Origin of the sequence: Streptomyces sp. NPDC096311 (assembly GCF_044763085.1) — a bacterium.
Lineage (GTDB): Bacteria > Actinomycetota > Actinomycetes > Streptomycetales > Streptomycetaceae > Streptomyces.
Genome location: NZ_JBIWFN010000007.1, coordinates 423,159 through 444,963, shown reverse-complemented (window position 1 = coordinate 444,963; position 21,805 = coordinate 423,159). Strand labels below are relative to the sequence as shown.

The window sequence follows — 21,805 nt, the reverse complement described above, 5'->3', positions numbered from 1 at the left end:
GGGTTCTTCCCTTGCGACCGCGACTGCGCGTCGACCTGTACTGGCCTGTACCGACCGAAAGGAAAAGATCATGCGTGTGGAACTGGACGAACCGAAGTGCGTCGCGTCCGGGCAGTGCGTGATGGCTTCGCCCGAGGTGTTCGACCAGCGGGAGGACGACGGCGTCGCGATCCTGCTGGCGGAGGAGCCCGGCGCCGAGCTGCTCGACGGCGTGCGTGAGGCCGTCGCGATCTGCCCGGCCGCGGCGATCCGGCTGGTCGAGAAGTGAGGCGGATCCTGGTCGTCGGCGCCTCGGCCGCCGGGCTCGCGGCGGCCGAGACGCTGCGCCGGGAGGGGTACGACGGCATCCTCACCCTCGTCGGTGCGGAGGCCCACCTGCCCTACGACCGTCCACCGCTGTCCAAGCAGATCCTCTCCGGCGAGTGGAGCCCGGAGCGGTTGCCGCTACGCGCCCGTGCCGATCTCGACGCCCTCGACCTCGACCTGCGTCTGGGGCACGCTGCGACCGGCCTGGACCTCGCCGGGCGCGCGGTACTGCTGGCCGACGGGGCGCGAGTGTCGTACGACGGCCTGGTCGTGGCGACCGGCGTACGGCCGCGCAGGCTGCCCGGCGAGGGGGACGCGCATGTGCTCCGCACCCTGGACGACGCGCTGGCCCTCAGGGACCGGCTGGTGCCCGGGCGGCGACTCGTGGTCGTCGGCGCGGGGTTCCTCGGCGCGGAGGCCGCCGCCGTGGCGCGGGGGCTGGGCGCGGAGGTCACGCTCCTCGAGCCGGCGACGGTTCCGCTGGCCCACGCGGTCGGTGAGCAGGTGGGGCGGGTCCTGTCGGGGGCCCATCTGGAGCACGGCGTGGACCTGCGCACCGGGGTCGGTGTGGCCGAGGTGTCCGACACCGGCGTACGGCTCACGGACGGGGAACTGGTGGCGGCCGACGAGGTGTTGGTGGCGATCGGTTCGCTGCCGAACACCGAGTGGCTGGAGGGCAGCGGCCTGAAGGTGGCCGACGGGCTCGTGTGCGACGAGTACAGTGCCGCCGCGCCGGGTGTGTACGGGGCCGGGGACGTGGCCCGCTGGCACAATCCGCTGTTCGGCAGGTCGATGCGGATCGAGCACCGGACCAACGCCGCCGAGCAGGGCATGGCCGCCGCCCGCAATCTGCTCCGTCCGGACGCGCGCAAACCGTTCGCGCCGGTGCCGTACTTCTGGTCGGACCAGTACGACATGAAGGTGCAGGCGTTCGGCCATCTGCGCGGGCACGACGAAGTCGCCGTGGTGGAAGGCGAGTTGGCCGCACGTCGGTTCGTGGTCGCCTACCGTACCGGTGACCGTCTGGTGGGGGCCCTGGCGATCGGTATGCCGCCCAAGGCGATCCGCGGCTGGCGCCAGGCCGTGGCGACCGGCGTGTCCTGGCACGAGGCCGTCGACGCGCCGCCGCCTTCCGGGGCCTCGGACCGCCGGACGTAGGCCACGGCGCCGAGGATCCCGTAACGGCCGATGGCCGGTGTGCCGTTGTCGCTCAGCGGCTCACCCGAGCCGGGCCACGATGTGCGGAAGGTCGGCCGTCGAGCGGATCCCGGGGGGCGCCTCGCACAGCACCGGTACGGCGTTGACGGCGCGGTTCGCCGTGTACGAGGGCGATATGGCGGCCATCCGGTCGAGGGGCACCGGGAAGCGCAGGTCGATGTCGAGCGGTGCGTCGCCGTCGACCGTGACGTGCCAGCCGGTGGCACGGACGTCCCACGCGCGGTCGAGGTCGGTGGTGCAGTACCAGGTGGCCCGGAAACGCAGCAACGGTCGGCCGCCGCGCAGTCCCGAGACCGTGATCCGCTGGGCGGCCACGGTGCCCGGCCGCAGGGTGCCCGCCGCGATGTGGACCGGGCGGGGCGCGGTCGCGACCTCCCCCTCGGCCTCCACCGAGTCGAGCGGGATCGAGAGCGTGTCGGCGACCATGTGCAGCGACGGACCGAAGCTGTCGCGGACCACGGACAGCCGGCGCTCGTCGTACTCGGCGGGGGGCTTGCCGAACCCCATCACGTCGAAGAGGAGTCCGGGCGAGTCGCGCTGGGAGAGATCGGCGAACTCCTCGATCGTCAGGCCGTCGAGCCGCCGTTGGATCGAGCTCAGGGCGAGGGGCAGCGCCTCCGTGATGAATCCCGGGCTGCTGCCGGTGCTGTGGATCGAGGACTTGCCGCTCTCGCACGCGGCCTCGACCCGCTCGCGCACCGCGGGGTCGAGACTGGCGGCGCGATGGAACTCGCCGCGCGTCGTCACGACGTTCGCGCCCGAGGCCAGCAGCCGGCACACCTCGTCCATGTCGCAGGCGCGCGGCGTGTAGAGGACACAGTCGGCGCCGAGCGCCACGATCTCGTCGATGTCGTGGGTGGCGATCACACCCGTCGGGCCCAGGCCGCACAGCTCGCCCGCGTCACGTCCCGCCTTGTTGGGCGTGTGCGCGTACAGCCCGGCCAGCGTCAGGTCCGGATGTTCGAGGACCGCCCGCAGCGCGCGTGAGCCGATGTTGCCGCTGGCCCATTGGACGACCCGGTAGTGAGGCCTGGCGTCCGTCCGTACGGTCATGGGAACCCCCCGATCCTCCGGCACAGTGGTGAGAACCATACTCTCCGAAGTGGAGAATGGAACTCTCCGTGGGGAGGCCGGGGGGTCGGGGCCCGTGTTACGCGGAGGCGGACCTGCCCGCCGTGGCCGGAACGCCCGAGATGCCGCCCAGGCAGAACTGCCAGACCTCCTCGGAGGTCACCGGGTGGGCGTGACTGTCGGCGGGGACGCCGTGGGCCTGCGAGGCGAACATGACGGTCTGCATGACGAGGGCGGCCTGGCGGCGGGGTTTCCCGCCGGCGACGAGACCCGCCTCGGTGGCCTGCTCGATGATCTCGGTGAAGACCGTGAGCAGCGGGATGTGGGCGGTCGCCACCTGCTCGGGGTGTTTGACCAGCAGTTGCAGAGCGAAGTCGTTGAACAGCGGGCGCTGGACGCCGGGGCTGGGGTGCGACTGCTCGTAGAGCGTCTCGACGGCGATCCGCAGGCGCTGCAGCGGGTCGCTCTCGGTGGCCGCCGCCTCGCGGACCTTGGCGGCGCCCATCGAGAGGGCGTCCTCGAACAGGGCGAGGAGCAGCTCGTGTTTGCCGTCGAAGTGCTGGTAGAAGCTGCGCAGCGACTGCTTCGAGCGGTCGACGACCTCTTGGACGGTGAAGTCGGTCGTGCCCTTCTCGGCGATCAACTCCTGTGCCGAGTCCAGGAAGCGCTGCACGCGTTGCTCGGCGCGAAGCTTCGCGGCGCGGGTCGATCGCTCTACGGCGCGCTGGCGCCACGCTGGTTCTTCGGGGACTGCGGTCACTTGCAGAACGATACTCCACTTCAGTGGGAATAAGTTGCGGCGCCCTACCGAATCGCGCATCACAGGTTGCGAGACTCTTACTTGCATTCATTGAGAATGATATTCTCGCCGCATGCATCTGGGAGGGCAGGCGAAGCCGGGGGACGCCGTCGCGATCCGTATGCCCAGCGGCGCTGCCTTCCTGGAAGTCGCCTGGGCCGCCCGGGGCTCCGGCCTCCACTACACGCCGGTCCACACCCAGCTACTCCCCGTCGAGGCCGAGGAGATGGCGGTGCGCAAGCGGCTCACCGCGGGCCCGATGGGCGACCCCGCCGCCGAGTGCCTGGAGCTGATCGAGCGTCACCGGGTCACGCACGCACCCTTCGCCCCCACCCTGTTCGTCCGCATGCTGAAGCTTCCCGCCGCGCGGCGCGCCCGTGACCTGAGCGGCCCACGCGTGGTCCTGCTCGGCGCAGCGCCCTGCCCAGTGGGGTCACCATCTCCCCGCAGGAGGCCGAGGACGTCCTGGTCGTGCACCCCGGGGGTGGCCGGCGTCGCGGTGATCGGGGTCCCGGATCCCGAGAGGGGCGAACGGGTCCTCGCGGTGGTCCAGCCGGCCGCCGCCGACGTGAGTGCCGGCGAGCTGCTCGCGTACCGCCGGGAGCGTCTCGCCCCGTACACGTGCACGCGCGCCGTCGACTTCGTCCTCAGTCTGCCCAGGGACCCCAGCGGCACGTTGCGCAAGGGGCCTGCTCCGGAAGACGTACTGGCGGAACCACGAAACGAGGATCGTCTGACATGGCATGGGACTTTTCCACCGAGCCGGAGTTCGAGAAGAAACTGGAGTGGATCAGGTGGTTCCGCGCCGAGCGTGTGGACCCGCTGGACCTGGTCTACCCCGACCGGGCCTTCCACCCCCTCGACGAGGAGACCGGTCCGGTCGTCCGGGCCCTCAAACAGCAGGTGCGCGACCAGGGCCTGTGGGCTCCTCATCTCGGCCCGGAGCTCGGTGGACGCGGCTTCGGACAGCTCAAGCTGGCCCTCATCAACGAGATCGTCGGCGAGTCCAGCTGGGCCCCCGTCATCTTCGGCACGGCCGCGCCGGACACCGGCAACGCGGAGATCATCGCCCGCTACGGCACCGAGGAGCAGAAGGAGCGGTATCTCAAGCCGCTGCTCGAAGGTGAGTGCTTCTCCTGCTTCTCCATGACCGAGCCGCAGGCCGGCGCCGACCCGAAGATGTTCACCACACGCGCCGAACGGGACGGCGACGACTGGGTCATCACGGGCCGCAAGTTCTTCTCCTCCAACGCGCGCACCTCCACGTTCGTCATCGTGATGGCGGTGACCGACCCGGACGTGAGCGCGTACCGGGGCATGTCGATGTTCCTGGTGCCCAGCGACACCCCCGGCATCCGGATGGAGCGCCACCTCGGTCTGATGAGCGAGGCTCCGGACGAGGGCATGCACGCGCTCATCGAGTACGACGGCGTCCGCGTCGCCGGTGACGCGCTGCTCGGCGGCGAGGGCCAGGCCTTCGCCATCGCGCAGACCCGGCTCGGCGGCGGGCGCGTCCACCACGCGATGCGGGTCGTGGGCCAGTGCCAGAAGGCGCTGGACATGATGGCCGAGCGCGCCCTGTCCCGGGAGACCCAGGGCAGCAGGCTGGCCGACAAGCAGCTCGTCCAGGCCGACCTGGCCGACTCCTACGCGCAGTTGCAGCAGTTCCGGCTGTTCGTGCTGCACACGGCCTGGCAGATCGACCGCTACCAGGACTACAAGCGGGTCCGCAAGGACATCTCCGCCATCAAGTTCCTGACGCCGAAGGTGCTGCACGACATCGTGTACCGCTCCATGCACCTGCACGGCGCCCTGGGCGTGTCCAACGAGATGCCCTTCGCCGACATGTGGACCGGAGCGGCCGTCATGGCGGTCGTCGACGGGCCCTCGGAGATCCACAAGGTCACGGTGGCCAAGGACCTCCTGCGCGGCTACGAGGCCGCGTCGGGGCTCTGGCCCTCACAGCATCTGCCCGCTCGCCGGGAGTGGGCCCGCAAGCAGCTGGAGAACATGTGAACATCGAGTCGCTCGCCCGCTGGCTGGACGGTCAGGACATCGCTCCGGGTGAACCGGTCGAGGTGTCCCTCATATCCGGGGGCACCTCCAACGACATCTTCGACATCCGGCGCGGTGAGCGGCGGATGGTGCTGCGCAAGCCCCCGGAGAAGGTCCCGCCGGGCCGCAACGAGACGATGCTGCGGGAGTTCCGGGTGCTGAACGCGCTGGGCGGGACGGAGGTGCCGCACCCGGAGGCCATCGCGGTCTGTGACGACACCGACGTGATCGGCTCGTGCTTCTACCTCATGGGCCATGTGAACGGCTGGTCGCCGATGAACACCGACGGCTGGCCCGAGCCCTTCAAGAGCGATCTGTTCCTGCGTCCCGGCCTCGCCTACGAGCTGGTGGAGGGCATCGCCAAGCTCGGCAACGTCGACTGGCGGGCCAGGGGACTCGAAGGCTTCGGCCGGCCGGACGGCTTCCACGACCGCCAGGTGGACCGCTGGCAGGCACATCTGGCGAAGTTCAGGTTCCGCGAGATACCGGGGCTGGACGCGGCGGCCGCCTGGCTGCGCACGCACCGGCCCCGGCACTGGGAGCCGGGCATCATCCACGGCGACTACCAGTTCGCCAACGTGATGTTCAAGCACGGGGCCCCCGCCGAGCTCGCCGCCCTGGTCGACTTCGAGATGGCCACCGTGGGCGACCCGCTGCTCGACCTCGGCTGGGTCGTCATGGGCTGGCCGAACGCCGACGAGGACCGGGACGCGGCGGGCAAGTACGCCGACTACACGGGCATGCCGGACCGGGCCGACATCATCGAGCACTACGCCAAGGTCAGCGGCCGGGACGTCGCCGACATCGACTACTACGTGATCCTGGCCCGGTTCAAGATGGCGATCGTGCTGGAGGGCGGCTACGCCCGCCACGTGAAGGGTGACGGCGGCAACCCGAAGATGGCCTACTACGGGGACGCGGTCCTGCAGATGGCGGCCCGCGCGGCCGAACTGGCCGCGACGACACGGCTATGAGGGCGGCCCGATGCCATGCCGTCGGCGGCCCGGTGGTCGTCGAAGAGATCCCCGACCCGGACGGTGAGGTACCCGTCGAAGTGCACTACGCGGCGGTGAACTTCGCCGATGTCCTGGTGGTCGAAGGCACCTACCAGGTGAAGGCGGACCTGCCGTTCACTCCGGGCAGCGAGTTCGCCGGGGTGGTCGCCGAGTCGGGGCACGGGTTCGAGAAGGGCGAGCGGGTCTTCGGTTCCGTCTTCGTCGGCGCCTTCGCCGAGCGGGTCGCCGTCCGGGCGGCCAGCCTGTACCGGATCCCCGACACGATCCCGACCCGGCGCGCGGCGGCCTTCGGGGTCTCGCACGCCACCGCCTACAACGCGCTGACGCTGATCGGCCGTCTCCGGGAGGGGGAGCGGGTGGCGGTGCTCGGCGCGGCCGGCGGGGTCGGTCTCGCGGCCGTCGAACTGGCCGCGCTGCTCGGCGCGGAGGTGGTCGCCGTGGCCTCCACCGAGGAGAAGCGGGCGGCCTGCCTCGAACAGGGCGCCCATGAAGCGCTCCCGTACGACGACCTCAAGCGGCGGCTGCGGGACTCGGGCGGCGCCGACCTCGTGATCGACCCGGTCGGCGGACCGCACTCCGAACAGGCGCTGCGGGCCATGCGCTGGGGCGGCCGGTTCGTGAACGTCGGCTTCGCCAGCGGCGAGGTGCCCCGCCTCCCGCTCAATCTGGCGATGCTCAAGGGCGTCACGATCCACGGCTTCGACTTCGGCGGCTGGGCGCGGCACGCCCGGGAGCAGCTGGCCGGCACCCGCGGCGAGCTGAACCGCATGTTCGCCCAGGACCTGATCCACCCCCGGGTCCACGCCGTCCACCCGCTCGACGCGGTGGCGACGGCCCTGGACCTGGACCGGCGTGCCATCGGCAAGACCCTTCTGGAGGTGGGCCGTGGAGTTTGAGTTCGACGAGGACCAACGGCTGCTGCAACGGCTGGTACGGGAGACGGTCGCCAAGTCGCGTTCGCAGCCCCCGGACCAGCTCTGGGCGACCTATCTGGAACTGGGGTGGCTGGAGGCCCCTCCGGTGGAACTCGCCATCGTCCTGGAGGAGTTGGGGTACGCCGCCGATCCGACCCCCCTCCTGGCCACGGCCACCTGGTTCGCTCCGCTCGCCGGGCGGCTGCCGAGCGGCTCGGGAACCGGGGTGTTCGACGGCACTGGCCGGTTCGTCCTCGACGCGGACCGGGCGGACGAGATCGCCCTGCTCACCCGCGACGGCGTGCGGATCGTGGCGGGCCCGGAGCTCGGCGCGGCACGTGTCGACATCTTCGACCCCACCCTCCACGCGGCCCATGTCGAGGTCCCCGACCTGGTCCCCGGGATCCCGGACCTCGCCCTGATGGGCCTGGCGATCTCCACGGTCGGCAGCTGCCGGCGCATCCTGGATCTGGCCGTGGCCCATGTGAAGGAACGTGTCCAGTTCGACGTGCCGATCGGTTCCTTCCAGGCCGTCAAGCACAAGGCGGCGGACATGTACGTCGCCATCGAACGGGCCCGGGCCCTCGCCTACTTCTCCGCGCTGACCATCGCCGAGGACGACTCACGGCGTGGCAGGGCGGCCTCGATGGCCAAGGCCGCCGCCGGGGAGTGCCAGCGGATCGTCTTCCGTAACGGCTTCCAGCTCTTCGGAGCGATGGGCTTCACCTGGGAGAACGAACTGCAGATCCACCTCAAGCGGGCCAAGGCCGGCGATCTGCTGCTGGGGACGGCGGCCGTACACCGCAGAGCGTTGCTGGAGAAGACGCGGCAGGAACAGGAGAGGTCCGGGCCGTATCGGGAGACGAGCGGGCAGGAAGGGGTGGTGGCGGGATGAAGCTGGACTCCGGCTCCGAAGTGGAGGAGTTCCGCGCCGAGTTCGCCGCCTTCCTCGACGCCCGTCTGCCCACCCCGGACGAGGCCCACCCCGCGTCGCGGTCGAGCGCCGACGTCCCCGCCTGGGCGCGCCGCTGGCAGCGCACGCTGTTCGACGCGGGCTGGCTGCTGCCCGGCAAACCGCCCGAGTACGGCGGCCGGAACGCCACCCTGCCGCAGCAACTCGCCCACCTGGAGGAGCTGTCGAGGCGGCGGATCTACCACAGCTTCAACCCCCAGGGCATCGGCATCGTCGCGGCCTCGATCCTCACCTTCGGGACCGAGGAACAGAAGAGGCGGTGGGCGATTCCCCTCCTGCGCACCGAGATCACGGCGGCGCTCGGCATGAGCGAGCCGGGCGCCGGATCCGACCTCGCCGGGCTGCGCACCCGCGCGGTCCTGGACGGCGACCACTTCGTCGTCAACGGGCAGAAGGTGTGGACGTCGGGCGCGCACGACGCGGATGTCCTGCTGACGTTCGTCCGCACCGACCCGGCCGCGCCCAAGCACAAGGGCATCAGCGTGCTGCTCGTCCCCACCGACACCGAGGGTGTGGTGCGCAGGCCGTTCGCGTCCATGGCCGCCCAGGACGACCTCGACTTCAACGAGGTGTTCTTCACCGACGTCCGGGTCCCGCGCGAGAACCTCGTCGGTCCTCTGAACAAGGGCTGGTCGGTGGCGCACGGCTCACTCGGGCACGAGCGGACCATGCTGTGGCTGAGCTTCGCCGAGCGCCTCGACGACCTGATCCGGGACGCGCCCAGCGACGAGGAGTGGTACGCGACGCTCCTCATGGACGCCCAGGCGCTCAGGCTGCTCGGCTACCGCCAGCTGGGCGGCGACCGTGACCCGGCGGAGCTGTCGGTCCTCAAGCTGCTCGGCTCCGAGGCGATCCAGGTCGCGAGCCTCAACGCACTGGAGGACCGCGGGCCGGAGGGCCTGGTCCATCCCGAAGTGACCGGCCCGCCGAACCATATGAGCATCGACAACTTCATCTCCAGCTGGTTCGAGCGGTACGCGCGCAGCTTCGCCGGGACGATCGCGGGCGGCACCTCGGAGATCCAGCGCAACATCATCGCCGAGCGCGTCCTCGGCCTGCCGAGATAACCCAGGAGGACGTGGATGGACCAGATTCTCTACGAGGTCGAGGACCGGGTCGCGGTCATCAGCCTCAACCGGCCCGAGGTCGCCAACGCCCAGACCATGGGACTCCTCGACGACCTGGACGCGGCCTGGACCCGCGCCGCGGCCGACGAGGACGTACGGGTGATCGTGCTGCGGGGCAACGGACGGCACTTCTCGGCCGGCCACGACCTGAAGGACCGCTGGCCGAGCCCCGACAAGATCACCCTGGAGTGGATCTACACCGCCGAGGCGCGCAGGTACCTGGAGTACACCCTGCGCTGGCGCAATGTGCCCAAGCCCTCGATCGCCGCGGTCCAGGGCAAGTGCATCGCGGGCGGCCTGATGCTCTGCTGGCCCTGCGATCTGATCGTGGCCGCCGAGAACGCCGAGTTCTCCGATCCCGTGGTGCACATGGGCATCGGGGGAGTGGAGTACCACGGTCACACCTGGGAGCTCGGACCGCGCAAGGCGAAGGAGATCCTGTTCACCGGCCGGGCCGTCACCGCCGAGGAGGCGGAGAAGGTCGGCATGGTCAACCGTGTCGTCCCGCTCGGCGAACTGAACGCGGCCACCATGGAGTTGGCCGGGCAGATCGCGCGGATGCACCCCTTCGCGCTCCGCCAGGCCAAGCGGGCCGTCAACCAGACCCTCGACGTACAGGGCTTCTACGCGGCCGTCCAGTCGGTGTTCGACATCCACGAGACCGGGCACGGGAACGCGCTGAGCGTGGGCGGCTACCCGATCCTCACTCGATTGGAAGAGATGAAGGACCACATCAAGGCGCAGTGAGCGCGGCCGGGTTGAAGACGACGTCTTGAGGGGCGGGGCGCGCAACGCGCCCCGCCCCTCAGAACAACCCCGCGGGCCGGCCTTGTTCAGTCGCGCTCGTGACGGAAGACCTTCCCTCCCTTCATCACGAAGCGGACGTCGGCCATCACCGAGATGTCCTCCAGCGGATGGCCGGGTACGGCGATCAGGTCCGCGAGGAGTCCCTCGGCGATCCGTCCGCGGTCCTCGGCGTCGATCAGTTCGGCCGCGTTGACCGTGGCCGCCCGGAGCACCTCCAGCGGGGTCATCCCGCGCTCGACGAGGGCGATGAGCTCCTGGGCGCCGCGGCCGTGCGGGATCGCCGGCGCGTCGGTGCCGACCGCGATCCTCACGCCCGCCTTGAGGGCCCGGGCGACGACCGTCCTGGCGTGCGGGAAGATCTCGCCGGCCTTGGCCTTCAGTTCGGGCGGGGCCTTGGAGATGTCCATGCCGTCGATCAGGGCGGTCGTGGCGACGAGGAAGGTGCCGCGCTCGGCCATCAGTTCGATGGTCTCGTCGTCCAGCAGGAAGCCGTGCTCGATGCAGTCGATGCCGGCCTCCACGGCCGCCCGGACGGCGGCGGCGCCGTGGGTGTGCGCCGCCACCTTGAGTCCGCGCCGGTGGGCCTCGTCCACGATGGCCCGCAACTCCTCGTCGGAGTAGTGCTGGGCGCCCGCGGTGCCGGTGTGGGACATGACCCCGCCCGACGCGCAGACCTTGATGAGCTGGGCGCCGTACTTGATCTGGTGGCGGACGGCCTTGCGCACCTCGTCGACGCCGTTGGCGATGCCCTCCTCCAGGGACAGGGGCATGATGCCGGGGGCGTACGCGGCGAACATCGTGGGGTCCAGATGCCCCCCGGTCGGGGTGATCGCGTGCCCCGCGGGGACGATGCGGGGGCCGTCGATCCAGCCGGCGTCGATGGCCTTGGCCAGGGCGACGTCCAGCAGATAGCCGCCGGTCTTCACGAACAGGCCGAGGTTCCTGACGGTGGTGAACCCCGAGCGCAGTGTCCGGCGTGCGTTGGCGACCCCGCGGAGCATGCGCAGCGGCGGGTCGTCCTGGACGGGGGAGAGGCCCGGGACCTCGCCCCGGCCCCCCATGAGGAGGTTGACCTCCATGTCCATCAGGCCGGGGAGCAGGGTGACGTCGCCCAGATCCAGGACGTCACCGTCGCCTCCTCCTCCGCGGCCGCCGCCCGCGATGCGGTCGCCGTCGACGGTGACCAGACCCGGTGCCTCGATCCGCCCCGTGTCGACGTGCAGGACGCGGGCGGCCTTGAGCGTGACCATCTCAGACCTGCGGCTCGGCGATGACGTCGAGGTGGGCGGCGCCCGAGTCGGGCACGCGGGGCTGCTTCCAGACCTCGATGGGGAACGACACCATGACGAGGGAGAACATGAGCAGCATCAGGTTGCGTTCGGGCTCGGGCAGGTCGTCGAGCGGGAACTTGTCGAGGTGCGTCGTCGCGCGGTCCAGCAGGGGGAACGCCGCGTCGTAGAACGCCTGCATGTCCGCCATGCTGCTGGCGAGGCGCTTGGCGTAGCGTTCGCGCTCGCTGCCGAGGATCCAGTCGCTGTAGGGCTCGAGTTCGGCGAAGTCACTCGGCAGCATCGGCGTGCTCCTTCACGTAGTCCCTCACGACCTTGTGGAGGTGGCGCAGGAGGATCTCCTGGTCGTTGAGGGGGAAGTCGGTGACGTAGCGGCCCTTGAGCATGGTCTGGGTGGCCTCGAGGGTGTTGCCGTCCTGGAGGGCGTACTCCTTGAAGGTGACGGCGGTGAGTTCCTGGGCGAGGCGGTCGCGGGCCGTCTTCGCGGGGACGAAGTAGAGGTTCGCCTCGAACAGGTGCTTGTCCACGGCCGTCGGCCAGTAGTGGTACGTCAGATACCAGCCGGGTGCCCACAGGAGCAGCATGAAGTTGGGGAACAGCACGAAGGAGTCGGTGCCCCAGGAGTGGTGACGGGCCGGGTTGACACCGGCCGGCAGTGGATCGAGGCCCGCGATGTCGGGCCGGTCCCAGGGGCCGAACAGACCGCTGCGCAGCTCCCGTTCGATCGGTTTGACCATCGAGGGGTCCTTCGGCGGCGCCATGCCGCCCCAGGACGAGATCATCGAGTGGGGGCTGTGCAGCTCGTAGTGGAGCGCCTCGAAACCGTAGCCGAGGAGCTTCTCCGCCTCCTCCTTGGTGGCCTGCTTCTGGTGCAGGACGGGAGCGTGGTAGAACTCCGCGAAGGCGTCGATGAACAGCTTCCAGTTGCTGCCGATCTCGGCTTTGTAGGTGAAGACGTCGGTCATCTCGTGGAAGGGGTAACCCTCCAGGCCCTTGGCCATGTCCCCGAGGTACTCCCGCAGGCTCTGCTGGGGGTCGAGGTTGACGAAGACGAAGCCTTCCCAGATGTCGCAGGCGACTTCCTTGAGGCCGTAGTCGTCCTTGTCGAGGTCGAAGAACTCGCCCTCCTGCTGGACGAAGGTGAGCTTGCCGGTGAGGTCGTAGCGCCAGGCGTGGTACTTGCAGGTGAACTGGCGGCAGGTGCCCTTGACCTCCTCGCCCGGGAAGTCGTTCCAGACGAGCTTGTTGCCGCGGTGGCGGCACACGTTGTGGAAGGCGCGGATCTGCTGGTCGCGGCCGCGGACGATGATCAGCGAGGTGCCGGCCGCGGCGAGTTCCCTGGTGAAGTAGTGGCCGGGCTTGGGGACCTGCTCGATGCGGCCGACGTTGAGCCAGGTCCGCTTGAAGACGGCCTCCCGCTCGGCCTCGTAGTAGGCGGGATCGATCGAGTCCTCGTAGTTCACGGGACTTGTGCCCAGTTCGGGGTACTGCTCGGTCCAGCTCCCGGCCTCAGGCTTGCTGAAGTGTGGCATGGCTGCTCCCCTTTCCAGAGTGAGAATAGCATTCTCATTCAGTGATAGTGAAGTTCTCTGAAGGGAGGCCGGGATCGAGCTCCACCTCGAAGGTGTTGAGGACCATGGCCAGCAGGCCGTACGTGCCGACGGTGAAGACCAGATCCATCAGCTGCCGGTCGTCCAGCTCGGCGGCGAGTGCGCGGTAGGTGTCGTCGGACAGGCCCGAATCCGCCTCCAGTTCGTCCACCGCCCGGGTGATCGGCGTCGGCTCGCCGGCACGGATCGCGTCGATCTCCTCGTCGGTGACGCCGGCCTTGCGTGCGATCAGCACGTGCTGGACCCACTCGTACTGGCAGCGCCTGCGCCACGCCACCCGCAGGATGGCCAGCTCGCGGGTGCGCGGCGGCAGCGTCGAACCGCCGCCCAGCAGATACCGGTTGTAGCCGAGGAAGGCCGTGGCCAGTTCCGGGTGCTGCGCGAAGAGGCCCAGGACGTTGGACGGCGGGAGCCTGCGCCCCGGCGCGAGGGACGCCAGCGCCTGGGTGTCCCACTCGTCGTAGGGGAGCGGCGGGATGCGGTTCATGTGTTGCGGCCCCCGTTCACGCCCAGGATCTGGCCCGTGATGTAGCCGGCCTCCTCCGACACGAGGAACGCGCAGGCCGCGGCGATGTCCTCCGGGCGGCCGACCCGTCGTACCGGAGTGCGCTGGATGTGCTCCTCGACCGTCCCGTCGAGCAGTTCGCGCGCTTCCGCCTTGCGCAGCATCGGGGTGTCGATGAAGCCGGGCGGCACCGCGTTGACGGTCACGCCGAACGGGCCGAGCTCCAGGGCCAGCGCCTTCGTCAGGCCGTTGACCGCCGACTTGGACGCCACGTAGTGCGTCATGAACGGCTGGCCCGACTGGGCGCTCGAGGAGGAGATGTTGACGATCCGGCCCCAGCCCGCCTCCATCATGTCCGGCAGGGCGGCCTGGACACAGTGGAAGACGCCGTTCAGATTGACGTTGATCACCCGGTGCCAGGCCGCGAAGGTGAGGTCGGAGAAGCGCTTGAAGCCGTCCATGCCGGCCGCGTTGACCAGGATCGTGACCGGTCCCAGCCGCTCCCTGACCGCGGCCAGCGCCGCATCCACCTGGGCCCGGTCGGCGACGTCGGTGGCCGGAACGACACTCGTGTCCGACGGATTGAGGTCGAGTGCGGCGACCTGGTAGCCGTCCTTGGCCAGCCGCTCCGCGATGGCCAGACCGATACCGGAAGCGCCGCCGGTGACGACCGCCGTCCTCATGACAGCTCCTCGTCGCCGACGAGGGTGGTGCGCTGGAGCGTCCGCTCCGAGTCGGCGCTGTACGGCAGCGCCCGGTGCAGCATCCCGGTGTTGTCCCACACCACCAGGTCGCCGACCCGCCAGTCGTGGGTGTAGCGGAACCTCTCCTGGGTGGTCCACTCCAGCAACCGGTCCAGCAGGGCCCGGCTCTCGACGGCCGCCATGCCGACGATGTGGTCCGCCGTCGCCCCGATCACCAGTGAGCGGCGACCGTCACGGCGCTTCCACACCAACGGCGTCTCGTGAGTGGGGACTTCGCGCCAGCCCGCGAGCAGCTCGGGACCCGGGTCGGGCGTCACCAGCCGCTGGGCGGCCTCGAAGCTGTGCACCACGCGCAGGTCGTCGTACTGCTTGCGGTCCGCCTCCGGAAGGTTCTCGTACGCCGCGTAGGTACTGGCGAACTCGGTCCCGCCGCCGGTCATGGCCACGTGCCGGGCGGTCAGCGTGGTCGTCCTCGTCGGTACGGGGTCGGTGGTGCCGTCGATGTGCCAGTGGAACGTCCCCTTGAGGTACTCGGCCGTCGGGTTCCTGGCCGGGTCGAGCGAGACGGTGAAGATCTCCTTGCCCCGCACCGCGAAGACCTTGCCCAGCTTGCGGCTGAAGGCCAGTTGGCCTTCGTCGTCGAGGTGCAGTCCGCGGATGAGAAGGATGCCGCGCCACTGGAGCGCCTCCGCGCACCGGCTGATCAGTTGATCGTCGAGCAGATTGCCGACGCCGGTGACCTCTACGCCCAGGCTCGGGCTGAGGGCCTTCGTTGCGATCATGAAAATCTCCCTTCCGGATGCGAGAATAGTATTCTCGCCGGTTGGTCCACCGGAAGGCCCGGGACGACCGGCCTCTCGCCTCCCGCTGCCCGCCGAGGTGAGCCTCCGATCCTGAATGATGGTCAGGTTTGGCCGGTCCTCACCTTCTCTTGTCTGCCATGACGTTCTCGTTTCCGGAATATTGATTTGCGCAGACTGAGAATGTAGTTTCCACGACATCCGAGCAAGGAGGCAGGATGCGGTTCCAGGACAAGGTTGCGATCGTCACCGGCGCGGGCCAGGGCATCGGCGAGGGCTATGCCCGGGCACTGGCGGCCGAGGGCGCACGCGTGGTGGTCGCCGAACTCAACGAGGAACAGGGTGAGCGGGTCGCCAAGGAGATCGGCGACGCGGCGCTGTTCGTCAAGGTGGACGTGGCCGACCCGGCGTCGGCGGAGGCGATGGCGGCCGCCGTGATGGCGGAGTTCGGACGCATCGACTACCTGGTCAACAACGCTGCCATCTTCCACAGCATGCGGCGCGACGGCCTCACCACGGTCCCCCTCGACTACCTCAACCGCTTCCTCCAGGTGAACCTGATGGGCGCGCTGCACTGCACCCGCGCCGTCGTCCCGCACATGCCCGAGGGCGGCGCCATCGTCAACCAGTCGTCCACCGCCGCCTGGCTCGGCGGGGGTTACTACGGACTGGCCAAGGCCGGGATCAACAGCCTGACCGCCTCGCTCGCCGCCGAACTCGGCGGCAAGAACATCCGGGTCAACGGGATCGCGCCGGGCCCCACGGACACCGACGCCACCCGGAGCATCGTGCCCAAGGAGTTCCAGGAGCAGATGACGAACAGCCTGGCCATCAAGCGGATGGGCACGCCCGAAGACCTGGCGCCCGCCGTCTTGTTCCTGCTGTCGGACGAGGCGCGCTGGCTGACCGGTCAGGTCGTCAGCGTCGACGGCGGACAGGTGGTCCGGCTGTGAAGCGCCTGCTCATCGACGGCCGGCTCGTCGGGACCGAGAAGACCTTCCCCTCGCTCAACCCCGCGACCGGCGAGGTACTCGACCAGGCCCCCGACGCCACGGCCGCCGACGCCGAAGCCGCCGTCGCGGCCGCCCGCCGCGCCTTCGACACCACGAGCTGGGCGACCGACACCGCCCAGCGCCTGCGCTGCCTCCGCCAGCTGCACCAGGCGCTGACCGACCATCAGGAAGAGCTGCGCGACCTGACGATCGCCGAGGTCGGCGCGCCCCGCATGCTCACCCACGGCCCCCAGCTGGACGAGCCGGTCAAGCTGGTCTCGTACTACACCGACCTGCTGGAGAAGTACCCCCTGACCGAGGAGCTCGGCGAGACCGAGATCCGCGGGCAGCGCCACCGCCGCTGGGTGGAGAAGGAGGCGGCCGGGGTGGTCGCCGCGATCATCCCGTACAACTACCCGAACCAGCTCGCGCTCGCCAAGCTGGTCCCCGCGCTCGCGGCCGGCTGCACGGTCGTCCTCAAGGGCGCCCCGGACACCCCGCTGACCACGCTGTACCTGGGCGAACTGATCGCCGAGCACACGGACATCCCGCCCGGCGTGGTCAACGTCATCGTCTCCTCCGGGGTCGAAGCCGGCGAGGTGCTCACCCAGCACCCCGACGTCGACATGATCACCTTTACCGGCTCCACCGCGACCGGCCGACGGATCATGGAGGCCGCGAGTGCCACCGTGAAGAAGGTCTTCCTGGAACTCGGCGGCAAGTCCGCCATGATCGTGCTCGACGACGCCGACTTCCGCGCCGCCTCCATGTTCGCGGCCTTCACCATCTGCTCCCACTCGGGACAGGGCTGTGCGCTCACCTCCCGGCTGCTCGTGCCGAGGGAGCACCACGACGAGATCGTCGCCATGGTCGCGGCCGGCCTCGAACGTGTGTCGTACGGCGATCCGGCCGACCCCAAGACCTTCATGGGACCGCTCATCAGCGAACGCCAGCGCGACAAGGTCGACGGCATGGTGCAGCGCGCCGTCGCGGCCGGCGCCACGCTGGTCACCGGCGGCAAGCGCGTCGACCCGGGCTTCTTCTACACGCCCACCCTGCTCGCCCACGTCGACCCGGCCGGCGAGATCGCGCAGGACGAGGTCTTCGGACCGGTGCTCGCCGTCATTCCCTACGACGGCGAGGACGACGCCGTACGCATCGCCAACGACTCGATCTTCGGCCTGTCCGGCGCGGTGCACAGCGCCGACGACCAGCGGGCGATCGCCGTGGCGCGCCGGATCCGTACCGGCACCTTCAGCATCAACGGCGGCAACTACTTCTCCCAGGAAGTCCCCTTCGGCGGCTACAAGCAGTCGGGCGTCGGCCGGGAGAGCGGCGTCGCCGGACTGGAGGAGTTCCTGGAGACCAAGTCCTTCGCGGTGGTGGTCCCGTAATGCGTCCGCTCGAAGGCATCCGCGTCCTCGAAGTCGCCATGTACGGCTTCGTCCCCTCGGCGGGAGCCGTGCTCGCCGACTGGGGCGCGGACGTCATCAAGGTCGAACACGCCGTCACGGGCGATCCGCAGCGCGGCCTGCGGCAGACCGGCACACTGCGCGTCGAGGGCGACCCGAACCCCAACATCGAGCACGCCAACCGGGGCAAGCGCAGCCTCGGCCTCGACATGACCCGGCCCGAGGGCAAGGAAGTCCTCCACGACCTGGCCCGCCGCTCCGACGTGTTCCTCACCAGCTTCCTGCCCGGACACCGGCGGCGGTTCGGCATCGACGTCGACGACATCCGGGCGGTCAACCCCCGCATCATCTACGCCCGGGGCAGCGCGCTCGGGCCGCGCGGACCGGAGTCCGAGAAGGGCGGGTACGACATGACCGCCTTCTGGGCCCGGGGCGGCACCGCCGCCAGCATCACCCCACCCGGCGTCGAGGGCATGATCAGCCCCACACCCGCCTACGGGGACACCATCTCCGGCACGAACCTCGCCGGAGGCATCGCGGCGGCACTGCTGCGGCGCGAGCGCACCGGCGAACCGTCGGTCGTGGACGTCTCCCTGCTCGGCAGCGGCGTATGGGCCAACGGCCAGGCCACCGCGGTCTCGCTGCACCTCGACACGTCCTGGGTGGCACCGGTGCCCGGTGCCCACGGCTCGCCGGTCAACCCGCTGTCCGGCATCTATGCCACGGCCGACGACCGCTATCTGGCCTTCGTCATGCTCCAGCCCGGAAAGTTCTGGGCCGACGTGTGCCGCCACATCGACCACCCCGAGCTGGCCGACGACCCCCGTTTCGGCACGGCGGAGCTGCTGGCCGCGAACACCGAAGAAGCCGTCAAGATCCTGCGGACCGTGCTGGCAGGCCGCACCCTCGCCGAGTGGACCGAACGCTTCGCCACCCTCGCCGGGCCGTGGGCCCCGGTGCAGGACACCCTGCAGGTGGGCGCCGACGCGCAGATCCGTGCGAACGAGTACCTGCTCCGGGTCGGCGAGATCGATCTGGCCGCCAGCCCCGTGCAGTTCGACACCACCGCTCCCGCACTCGGGCCGGCGCCCGAGTTCGCTGCCCAGACCGAGGAAATCCTCAGGGAACTGGGACTGGACTGGCCCCGCATCATCGAGCTGAAAGAAGCGGGCGCGGTCACCTGACCACCCTTTTTTCGGGGAACGAAATCGAGGAGAACCGATGAGACGCTTGCTCATCGCTGTGGCCGTCCTGGCCCTGGCCGGGTGTTCCGCCCGCTCCACCACGTCGCCGAGCGGCGACAAGCCCTCCGCGTCGGCGTCCGACTCCGCCTCGGCGGCCGACTTCGGCACGCTCAAGAACGTCTGCCACTCCGGCACCGCCAAGGCCTCCACCTCCCAGGGAGTCACCAACTCCGAGATCAAGGTCGGCGTCTTCAGCGACGTCGGCTTCACCAAGAACCCGGAGTTCGTCGACGCGGCCAAGGTGTTCACCTCCTGGTGCAACGACGCGGGCGGCATCAACGGACGCAAACTCGTTCCCGTCACCCACGACTCCAAACTCGTCGAGGTCCGCCAGCGGATGATCGAGGCCTGTCGCTCGGACTTCGCGCTCGTCGGCGGCGGCGCCGCGCTCGACGGCATGGGCGTCAAGGACAGGCTGAACTGCCTGCTCCCCGACTTCCCCGGCCAGACCAGCCAGGCCATCGGATCGGACCTCCAGGTGACCGTCCAGGGCGCCGCCACCGGTTACTCACCCTACGGCGGCTACTTCTCCTGGCTGCTCAAGGAGGCGTACCCGGCGTCCGCGAGCAGCGTCGGGATCATCGCCGGTGACTCCCCGGTCGTGAAGCCCATCACCGCGCAGGACAAGGAGACGCTGATCGCGGCGGGCGGCAAGATCACCTACTCGGACCTGTATCCGGCTCAGGGCGTGTCCGACTGGACGCCGTACGCCCAGGCCATCAAGAACAAGAAGGTCAAGGGACTGGTCTTCCTCGGTGACTTCGCCAGTCTGGCCAAGCTGGAGCAGGTGCTCACCAACATCGGCTACGCACCCGACTGGATCGACGCCAACAGCAACGCCTACGGCCCCGCCTTCCTCCAGCTGGCCGGTACCGCGCTGGCGAAGCAGGCCAACTTCGCCGACCTCGGCGGCTTCTCGCCGCTGGAGGACGCCTCCGCCAACCCGGCGACCAAGATGGTCGAGGAGCTCTACAAGAAGTACGCCCCCGACGCCCAGGTCACGCTGCCGGCGCTGAAGGCCTTCTCCAGCTGGCTGCTGTTCGCCACCGCCGCGGGCGACTGCGCCGAACTCACCCGCACGTGCGTGTACGACAACGCGCGCAAGCAGACCGCGTGGACGGGCGGTGGCCTGCAAGCCCCGATGGACCTGTCGTCCTCCACCGTGCCTCCCAAGTGCTTCGACCCGGTCAAGGCGACCGCCAAGGGCTGGGTGGCCGCCGACTTCAAGCCCGACACCGGCGCCTACCGCTGCAACGTGACCCCCTACAAGTTCAAGGGCACCTACACCAAGCCCATGACCCTGGCCGATGTCGGCAAGTCGTTGGCCGACCTCAAGTAGCCACCCCCGCCGCAGGAAGGAAGCGACGTGAAGGTACGGGTAGACCCTGAGCGCTGCCAGGGTCACACGCTCTGCGCCATGCGTGCTCCGGACATCTTCGAGCTCAGCGAGATCGACGGTCACTCCTCGGTGATCAAGGAAGAGGTCTCGGACGACCAGCAGGACGAGGCCGTCGAGGCCGTCAGGTCCTGCCCCGAGCGAGCGATCTTCATCTCCTGAGGGGAGAACACTCCGATGACCACGGACGACACCGTCAACGACGACCCCAAGGGGAATCCGGTGCACTTCGACCGGCACACTCCCGAATACCGCCACGAATTCCAGGCGGTCACACAGGAGTTGCAGTCCAAGTGCCCCATCGCCTGGTCGGAGACCTACGGCGGTCACTGGGTGGCCAGTGGCAACCGCGAGGTCTTCGAGCTGGCCCGGGCCGCCGAGTTCCTCTCCAACGACCATGACGTCAAGGGCGAGCGGCGCGGGTACCAGGGCATCACCATCCCGCCGCCGCCCCGGGCGAAGGCAGCCAGGGGCGGGTTCCTGGAGATGGATCCGCCCGAACAGCGCTACTACCGCCAGACGCTCAACCCCTATCTGTCGCCCGCCGCCATCAGCCGCTGGATTCCGCTGATCGACGAGGTGGCGCGCGCCTGCATCGACGAGAGGATCGAGTCGGGGCGGATCGACTTCGTCGACGACCTCGCCAACGTCGTGCCGGCCGTGCTCACGCTCGCCATGATGGGCATCCCGGTCAGGAAGTGGACCCTCTACAACGAGGCGGCCCACGCCTCGGTCTACACACCGCCGAACTCGCCCGACCAGGCCCGCGTCGTCGAGCTGCAGAGGGCGATGGGCATGGATCTGGCCATGACCATCGCGGAGATCCGGCAGACACCGCGGCCGGGTCTGGTGGACGCCCTGGTCCGCGCGGAGATCAACGGCCAGACCCCGCCCGACGACGAACTCCTCGGTGTGCTCGCCCTGTTGATCGGTGGCGGTTTCGACACCACCACGGCGCTCACCGCGCACGCGCTGGAGTGGCTCTCGGGGCACCCGGCCGAACGGGACCGTCTCAGCCGGGACCGCAAGGCACTGCTGGACTCCGCGACCGAGGAGTTCCTGCGCTTCTACGCCCCCGCGCCCGGGGACGGACGGACCTTCTCCGCGGACTGCGAGATCGCCGGCACCCGGTTCAAGGAGGGCGAACGGCTCTGGCTGTCCTGGGCGATGGCGAACCGGGACCCGCAGGTGTTCCCGGAGCCCGACTCCATCGACATGGAACGCAAGGGCAACCGGCACAGCAGCTTCGGCCTCGGCATCCACCGCTGCATCGGCTCCAACGTGGCACGCACGGTGTTCAAGCGGATGGTCACCCAGGTCCTGGACCGGATGCCCGACTTCCGCTGCGACCCCGAGGGCGCGGAGCACTACGAGACCATCGGCATCATCCAGGGCATGCGGCACCTCCCGGCGACCTTCACGCCGGGCCCCCGGACCGGTGCCGGGCTCGACGAGACCCTGGAGACCCTCCAGAGGGTCGTCGACGAACAGCGGCTCGCCGAGCCGGTCACGGTACGCAAGGGGCAGGCGAGGATCGACCGCTGATCTTCGGCGGCCCGTCAGGAGT

The 21,805-nt window shown here is 69.7% G+C and carries 22 protein-coding genes and 1 pseudogene; 15 read left to right on the top strand and 8 right to left on the bottom strand.

The genetic code is table 11. The features are described from left to right. Positions 1 to 70 precede the first annotated feature (70 nt). Both ACIRA5_RS20860 and ACIRA5_RS20855 read left to right on the top strand, forming a co-directional pair. Entirely contained in the window at positions 71 to 268 is a 198-nt protein-coding gene (locus tag ACIRA5_RS20860) for a ferredoxin (RefSeq protein ID WP_054235675.1), read from the top strand. Then, complete coding sequence (locus ACIRA5_RS20855; RefSeq protein ID WP_403692694.1) at positions 265 to 1,464, top strand: NAD(P)/FAD-dependent oxidoreductase; 1,200 nt, start codon at positions 265 to 267, stop codon at positions 1,462 to 1,464. The genes ACIRA5_RS20860 and ACIRA5_RS20855 overlap by 4 nt, the downstream gene beginning before the upstream one ends. Positions 1,465 to 1,524: 60 nt before the next feature. Here the strand turns inward: ACIRA5_RS20855 and ACIRA5_RS20850 are convergent, their stop codons facing one another. Together ACIRA5_RS20850 and ACIRA5_RS20845 are read right to left on the bottom strand one after the other, a co-directional pair. Continuing rightward, positions 1,525 to 2,577 (bottom strand): dihydrodipicolinate reductase, encoded by a 1,053-nt coding sequence (locus ACIRA5_RS20850; protein ID WP_403692692.1) that lies wholly within the window; start codon positions 2,575 to 2,577, stop codon positions 1,525 to 1,527. Between the two features lie 97 nt (positions 2,578 to 2,674). Next, positions 2,675 to 3,355, bottom strand: a complete 681-nt coding sequence (locus ACIRA5_RS20845) for a TetR/AcrR family transcriptional regulator (RefSeq protein WP_403692690.1) — start codon at positions 3,353 to 3,355, stop codon at positions 2,675 to 2,677. Between the two features lie 322 nt (positions 3,356 to 3,677). On the opposite strand from ACIRA5_RS20845, the pseudogene ACIRA5_RS20840 reads away from it, so the two are divergent. The 7 genes and pseudogenes from ACIRA5_RS20840 to ACIRA5_RS20810 form a co-directional block, all read left to right on the top strand. Then, positions 3,678 to 4,055: pseudogene (locus tag ACIRA5_RS20840) on the top strand (AMP-binding protein); the annotation flags it as partial. A gap of 77 nt (positions 4,056 to 4,132) precedes the next feature. After that, positions 4,133 to 5,410, top strand: coding sequence for an acyl-CoA dehydrogenase family protein (locus tag ACIRA5_RS20835; RefSeq protein WP_403692689.1), 1,278 nt, complete (start codon positions 4,133 to 4,135; stop codon positions 5,408 to 5,410). Then, positions 5,407 to 6,423, top strand: a complete 1,017-nt coding sequence (locus tag ACIRA5_RS20830) for a phosphotransferase family protein (protein WP_403692688.1) — start codon at positions 5,407 to 5,409, stop codon at positions 6,421 to 6,423. Before ACIRA5_RS20835 ends, ACIRA5_RS20830 begins: the two co-directional genes overlap by 4 nt. Then, positions 6,420 to 7,361 (top strand): NADPH:quinone oxidoreductase family protein, encoded by a 942-nt coding sequence (locus ACIRA5_RS20825; protein ID WP_403692686.1) that lies wholly within the window; start codon positions 6,420 to 6,422, stop codon positions 7,359 to 7,361. The genes ACIRA5_RS20830 and ACIRA5_RS20825 overlap by 4 nt, the downstream gene beginning before the upstream one ends. Next, the gene (locus tag ACIRA5_RS20820; RefSeq protein ID WP_403692685.1) at positions 7,351 to 8,274 is read left to right on the top strand and encodes an acyl-CoA dehydrogenase family protein; all 924 of its coding nucleotides are present in this window, start codon (positions 7,351 to 7,353) and stop codon (positions 8,272 to 8,274) included. The genes ACIRA5_RS20825 and ACIRA5_RS20820 overlap by 11 nt, the downstream gene beginning before the upstream one ends. Continuing rightward, positions 8,271 to 9,419 (top strand): acyl-CoA dehydrogenase family protein, encoded by a 1,149-nt coding sequence (locus ACIRA5_RS20815; RefSeq protein ID WP_403692683.1) that lies wholly within the window; start codon positions 8,271 to 8,273, stop codon positions 9,417 to 9,419. The genes ACIRA5_RS20820 and ACIRA5_RS20815 overlap by 4 nt, the downstream gene beginning before the upstream one ends. Positions 9,420 to 9,434: 15 nt before the next feature. After that, the gene (locus ACIRA5_RS20810) at positions 9,435 to 10,226 is read left to right on the top strand and encodes an enoyl-CoA hydratase (RefSeq protein WP_403692681.1); all 792 of its coding nucleotides are present in this window, start codon (positions 9,435 to 9,437) and stop codon (positions 10,224 to 10,226) included. Between the two features lie 86 nt (positions 10,227 to 10,312). Here ACIRA5_RS20810 and ACIRA5_RS20805 read toward each other — a convergent pair whose 3' ends face one another. From ACIRA5_RS20805 to ACIRA5_RS20780, 6 genes are read right to left on the bottom strand one after another with little or no spacing between them, the layout of a single operon-like run. Beyond that, on the bottom strand, positions 10,313 to 11,536 hold the full coding sequence (locus ACIRA5_RS20805; protein WP_403692679.1) for an amidohydrolase family protein: 1,224 nt from the start codon (positions 11,534 to 11,536) through the stop codon (positions 10,313 to 10,315). A gap of 1 nt (position 11,537) precedes the next feature. Next, positions 11,538 to 11,858: a hypothetical protein gene (locus ACIRA5_RS20800; RefSeq protein ID WP_403692678.1), complete on the bottom strand. Its 321-nt coding sequence runs from the start codon at positions 11,856 to 11,858 to the stop codon at positions 11,538 to 11,540. Then, entirely contained in the window at positions 11,845 to 13,107 is a 1,263-nt protein-coding gene (locus ACIRA5_RS20795) for an SRPBCC family protein (protein WP_403692675.1), read from the bottom strand. The genes ACIRA5_RS20800 and ACIRA5_RS20795 overlap by 14 nt, the downstream gene beginning before the upstream one ends. 34 nt (positions 13,108 to 13,141) lie before the next feature. Then, positions 13,142 to 13,672 carry a carboxymuconolactone decarboxylase family protein gene (locus ACIRA5_RS20790; protein WP_403692672.1) on the bottom strand — a complete coding sequence of 177 codons (531 nt, stop codon included), beginning with the start codon at positions 13,670 to 13,672 and terminating at the stop codon, positions 13,142 to 13,144. Continuing rightward, positions 13,669 to 14,373: an SDR family NAD(P)-dependent oxidoreductase gene (locus ACIRA5_RS20785; protein ID WP_403692670.1), complete on the bottom strand. Its 705-nt coding sequence runs from the start codon at positions 14,371 to 14,373 to the stop codon at positions 13,669 to 13,671. The genes ACIRA5_RS20790 and ACIRA5_RS20785 overlap by 4 nt, the downstream gene beginning before the upstream one ends. Next, complete coding sequence (locus tag ACIRA5_RS20780; RefSeq protein ID WP_403692667.1) at positions 14,370 to 15,176, bottom strand: TauD/TfdA dioxygenase family protein; 807 nt, start codon at positions 15,174 to 15,176, stop codon at positions 14,370 to 14,372. The genes ACIRA5_RS20785 and ACIRA5_RS20780 overlap by 4 nt, the downstream gene beginning before the upstream one ends. Positions 15,177 to 15,412: 236 nt before the next feature. On the opposite strand from ACIRA5_RS20780, the gene ACIRA5_RS20775 reads away from it, so the two are divergent. Genes ACIRA5_RS20775 through ACIRA5_RS20750 form a run of 6 tightly spaced genes read left to right on the top strand, consistent with a single transcriptional unit; the run spans position 15,413 to position 21,783 of the window. Further along, complete coding sequence (locus ACIRA5_RS20775) at positions 15,413 to 16,147, top strand: SDR family oxidoreductase (protein ID WP_190173865.1); 735 nt, start codon at positions 15,413 to 15,415, stop codon at positions 16,145 to 16,147. Next, positions 16,144 to 17,580 (top strand): aldehyde dehydrogenase family protein, encoded by a 1,437-nt coding sequence (locus ACIRA5_RS20770; protein WP_403692663.1) that lies wholly within the window; start codon positions 16,144 to 16,146, stop codon positions 17,578 to 17,580. Before ACIRA5_RS20775 ends, ACIRA5_RS20770 begins: the two co-directional genes overlap by 4 nt. Continuing rightward, on the top strand, positions 17,580 to 18,782 hold the full coding sequence (locus ACIRA5_RS20765; protein ID WP_403692661.1) for a CaiB/BaiF CoA transferase family protein: 1,203 nt from the start codon (positions 17,580 to 17,582) through the stop codon (positions 18,780 to 18,782). The genes ACIRA5_RS20770 and ACIRA5_RS20765 overlap by 1 nt, the downstream gene beginning before the upstream one ends. A gap of 37 nt (positions 18,783 to 18,819) precedes the next feature. Continuing rightward, positions 18,820 to 20,181 carry an ABC transporter substrate-binding protein gene (locus tag ACIRA5_RS20760; protein ID WP_403692659.1) on the top strand — a complete coding sequence of 454 codons (1,362 nt, stop codon included), beginning with the start codon at positions 18,820 to 18,822 and terminating at the stop codon, positions 20,179 to 20,181. A 27-nt stretch (positions 20,182 to 20,208) separates the two neighbouring features. Beyond that, on the top strand, positions 20,209 to 20,400 hold the full coding sequence (locus tag ACIRA5_RS20755) for a ferredoxin (RefSeq protein ID WP_054235694.1): 192 nt from the start codon (positions 20,209 to 20,211) through the stop codon (positions 20,398 to 20,400). Between the two features lie 15 nt (positions 20,401 to 20,415). Next, positions 20,416 to 21,783, top strand: coding sequence for a cytochrome P450 (locus ACIRA5_RS20750; RefSeq protein ID WP_403692657.1), 1,368 nt, complete (start codon positions 20,416 to 20,418; stop codon positions 21,781 to 21,783). The last annotated feature ends 22 nt before the right edge of the window (positions 21,784 to 21,805 follow it).

Excerpts from the sequence above, each read along its gene's own strand:
- ACIRA5_RS20860 (WP_054235675.1), top strand. The coding sequence starts at position 71 with ATGCGTGTGGAACTGGACGAACCGAAGTGCGTCGCGTCCGGGCAGTGC.
- ACIRA5_RS20850 (WP_403692692.1), bottom strand. The coding sequence starts at position 2,577 with ATGACCGTACGGACGGACGCCAGGCCTCACTACCGGGTCGTCCAATGG.
- ACIRA5_RS20835 (WP_403692689.1), top strand. The coding sequence starts at position 4,133 with ATGGCATGGGACTTTTCCACCGAGCCGGAGTTCGAGAAGAAACTGGAG.
- ACIRA5_RS20825 (WP_403692686.1), top strand. The coding sequence starts at position 6,420 with ATGAGGGCGGCCCGATGCCATGCCGTCGGCGGCCCGGTGGTCGTCGAA.
- ACIRA5_RS20815 (WP_403692683.1), top strand. The coding sequence starts at position 8,271 with ATGAAGCTGGACTCCGGCTCCGAAGTGGAGGAGTTCCGCGCCGAGTTC.
- ACIRA5_RS20810 (WP_403692681.1), top strand. The coding sequence starts at position 9,435 with ATGGACCAGATTCTCTACGAGGTCGAGGACCGGGTCGCGGTCATCAGC.
- ACIRA5_RS20805 (WP_403692679.1), bottom strand. The coding sequence starts at position 11,536 with ATGGTCACGCTCAAGGCCGCCCGCGTCCTGCACGTCGACACGGGGCGG.
- ACIRA5_RS20800 (WP_403692678.1), bottom strand. The coding sequence starts at position 11,858 with ATGCTGCCGAGTGACTTCGCCGAACTCGAGCCCTACAGCGACTGGATC.
- ACIRA5_RS20795 (WP_403692675.1), bottom strand. The coding sequence starts at position 13,107 with ATGCCACACTTCAGCAAGCCTGAGGCCGGGAGCTGGACCGAGCAGTAC.
- ACIRA5_RS20790 (WP_403692672.1), bottom strand. The coding sequence starts at position 13,672 with ATGAACCGCATCCCGCCGCTCCCCTACGACGAGTGGGACACCCAGGCG.
- ACIRA5_RS20785 (WP_403692670.1), bottom strand. The coding sequence starts at position 14,373 with ATGAGGACGGCGGTCGTCACCGGCGGCGCTTCCGGTATCGGTCTGGCC.
- ACIRA5_RS20780 (WP_403692667.1), bottom strand. The coding sequence starts at position 15,176 with ATGATCGCAACGAAGGCCCTCAGCCCGAGCCTGGGCGTAGAGGTCACC.
- ACIRA5_RS20775 (WP_190173865.1), top strand. The coding sequence starts at position 15,413 with ATGCGGTTCCAGGACAAGGTTGCGATCGTCACCGGCGCGGGCCAGGGC.
- ACIRA5_RS20765 (WP_403692661.1), top strand. The coding sequence starts at position 17,580 with ATGCGTCCGCTCGAAGGCATCCGCGTCCTCGAAGTCGCCATGTACGGC.
- ACIRA5_RS20760 (WP_403692659.1), top strand. The coding sequence starts at position 18,820 with ATGAGACGCTTGCTCATCGCTGTGGCCGTCCTGGCCCTGGCCGGGTGT.
- ACIRA5_RS20750 (WP_403692657.1), top strand. The coding sequence starts at position 20,416 with ATGACCACGGACGACACCGTCAACGACGACCCCAAGGGGAATCCGGTG.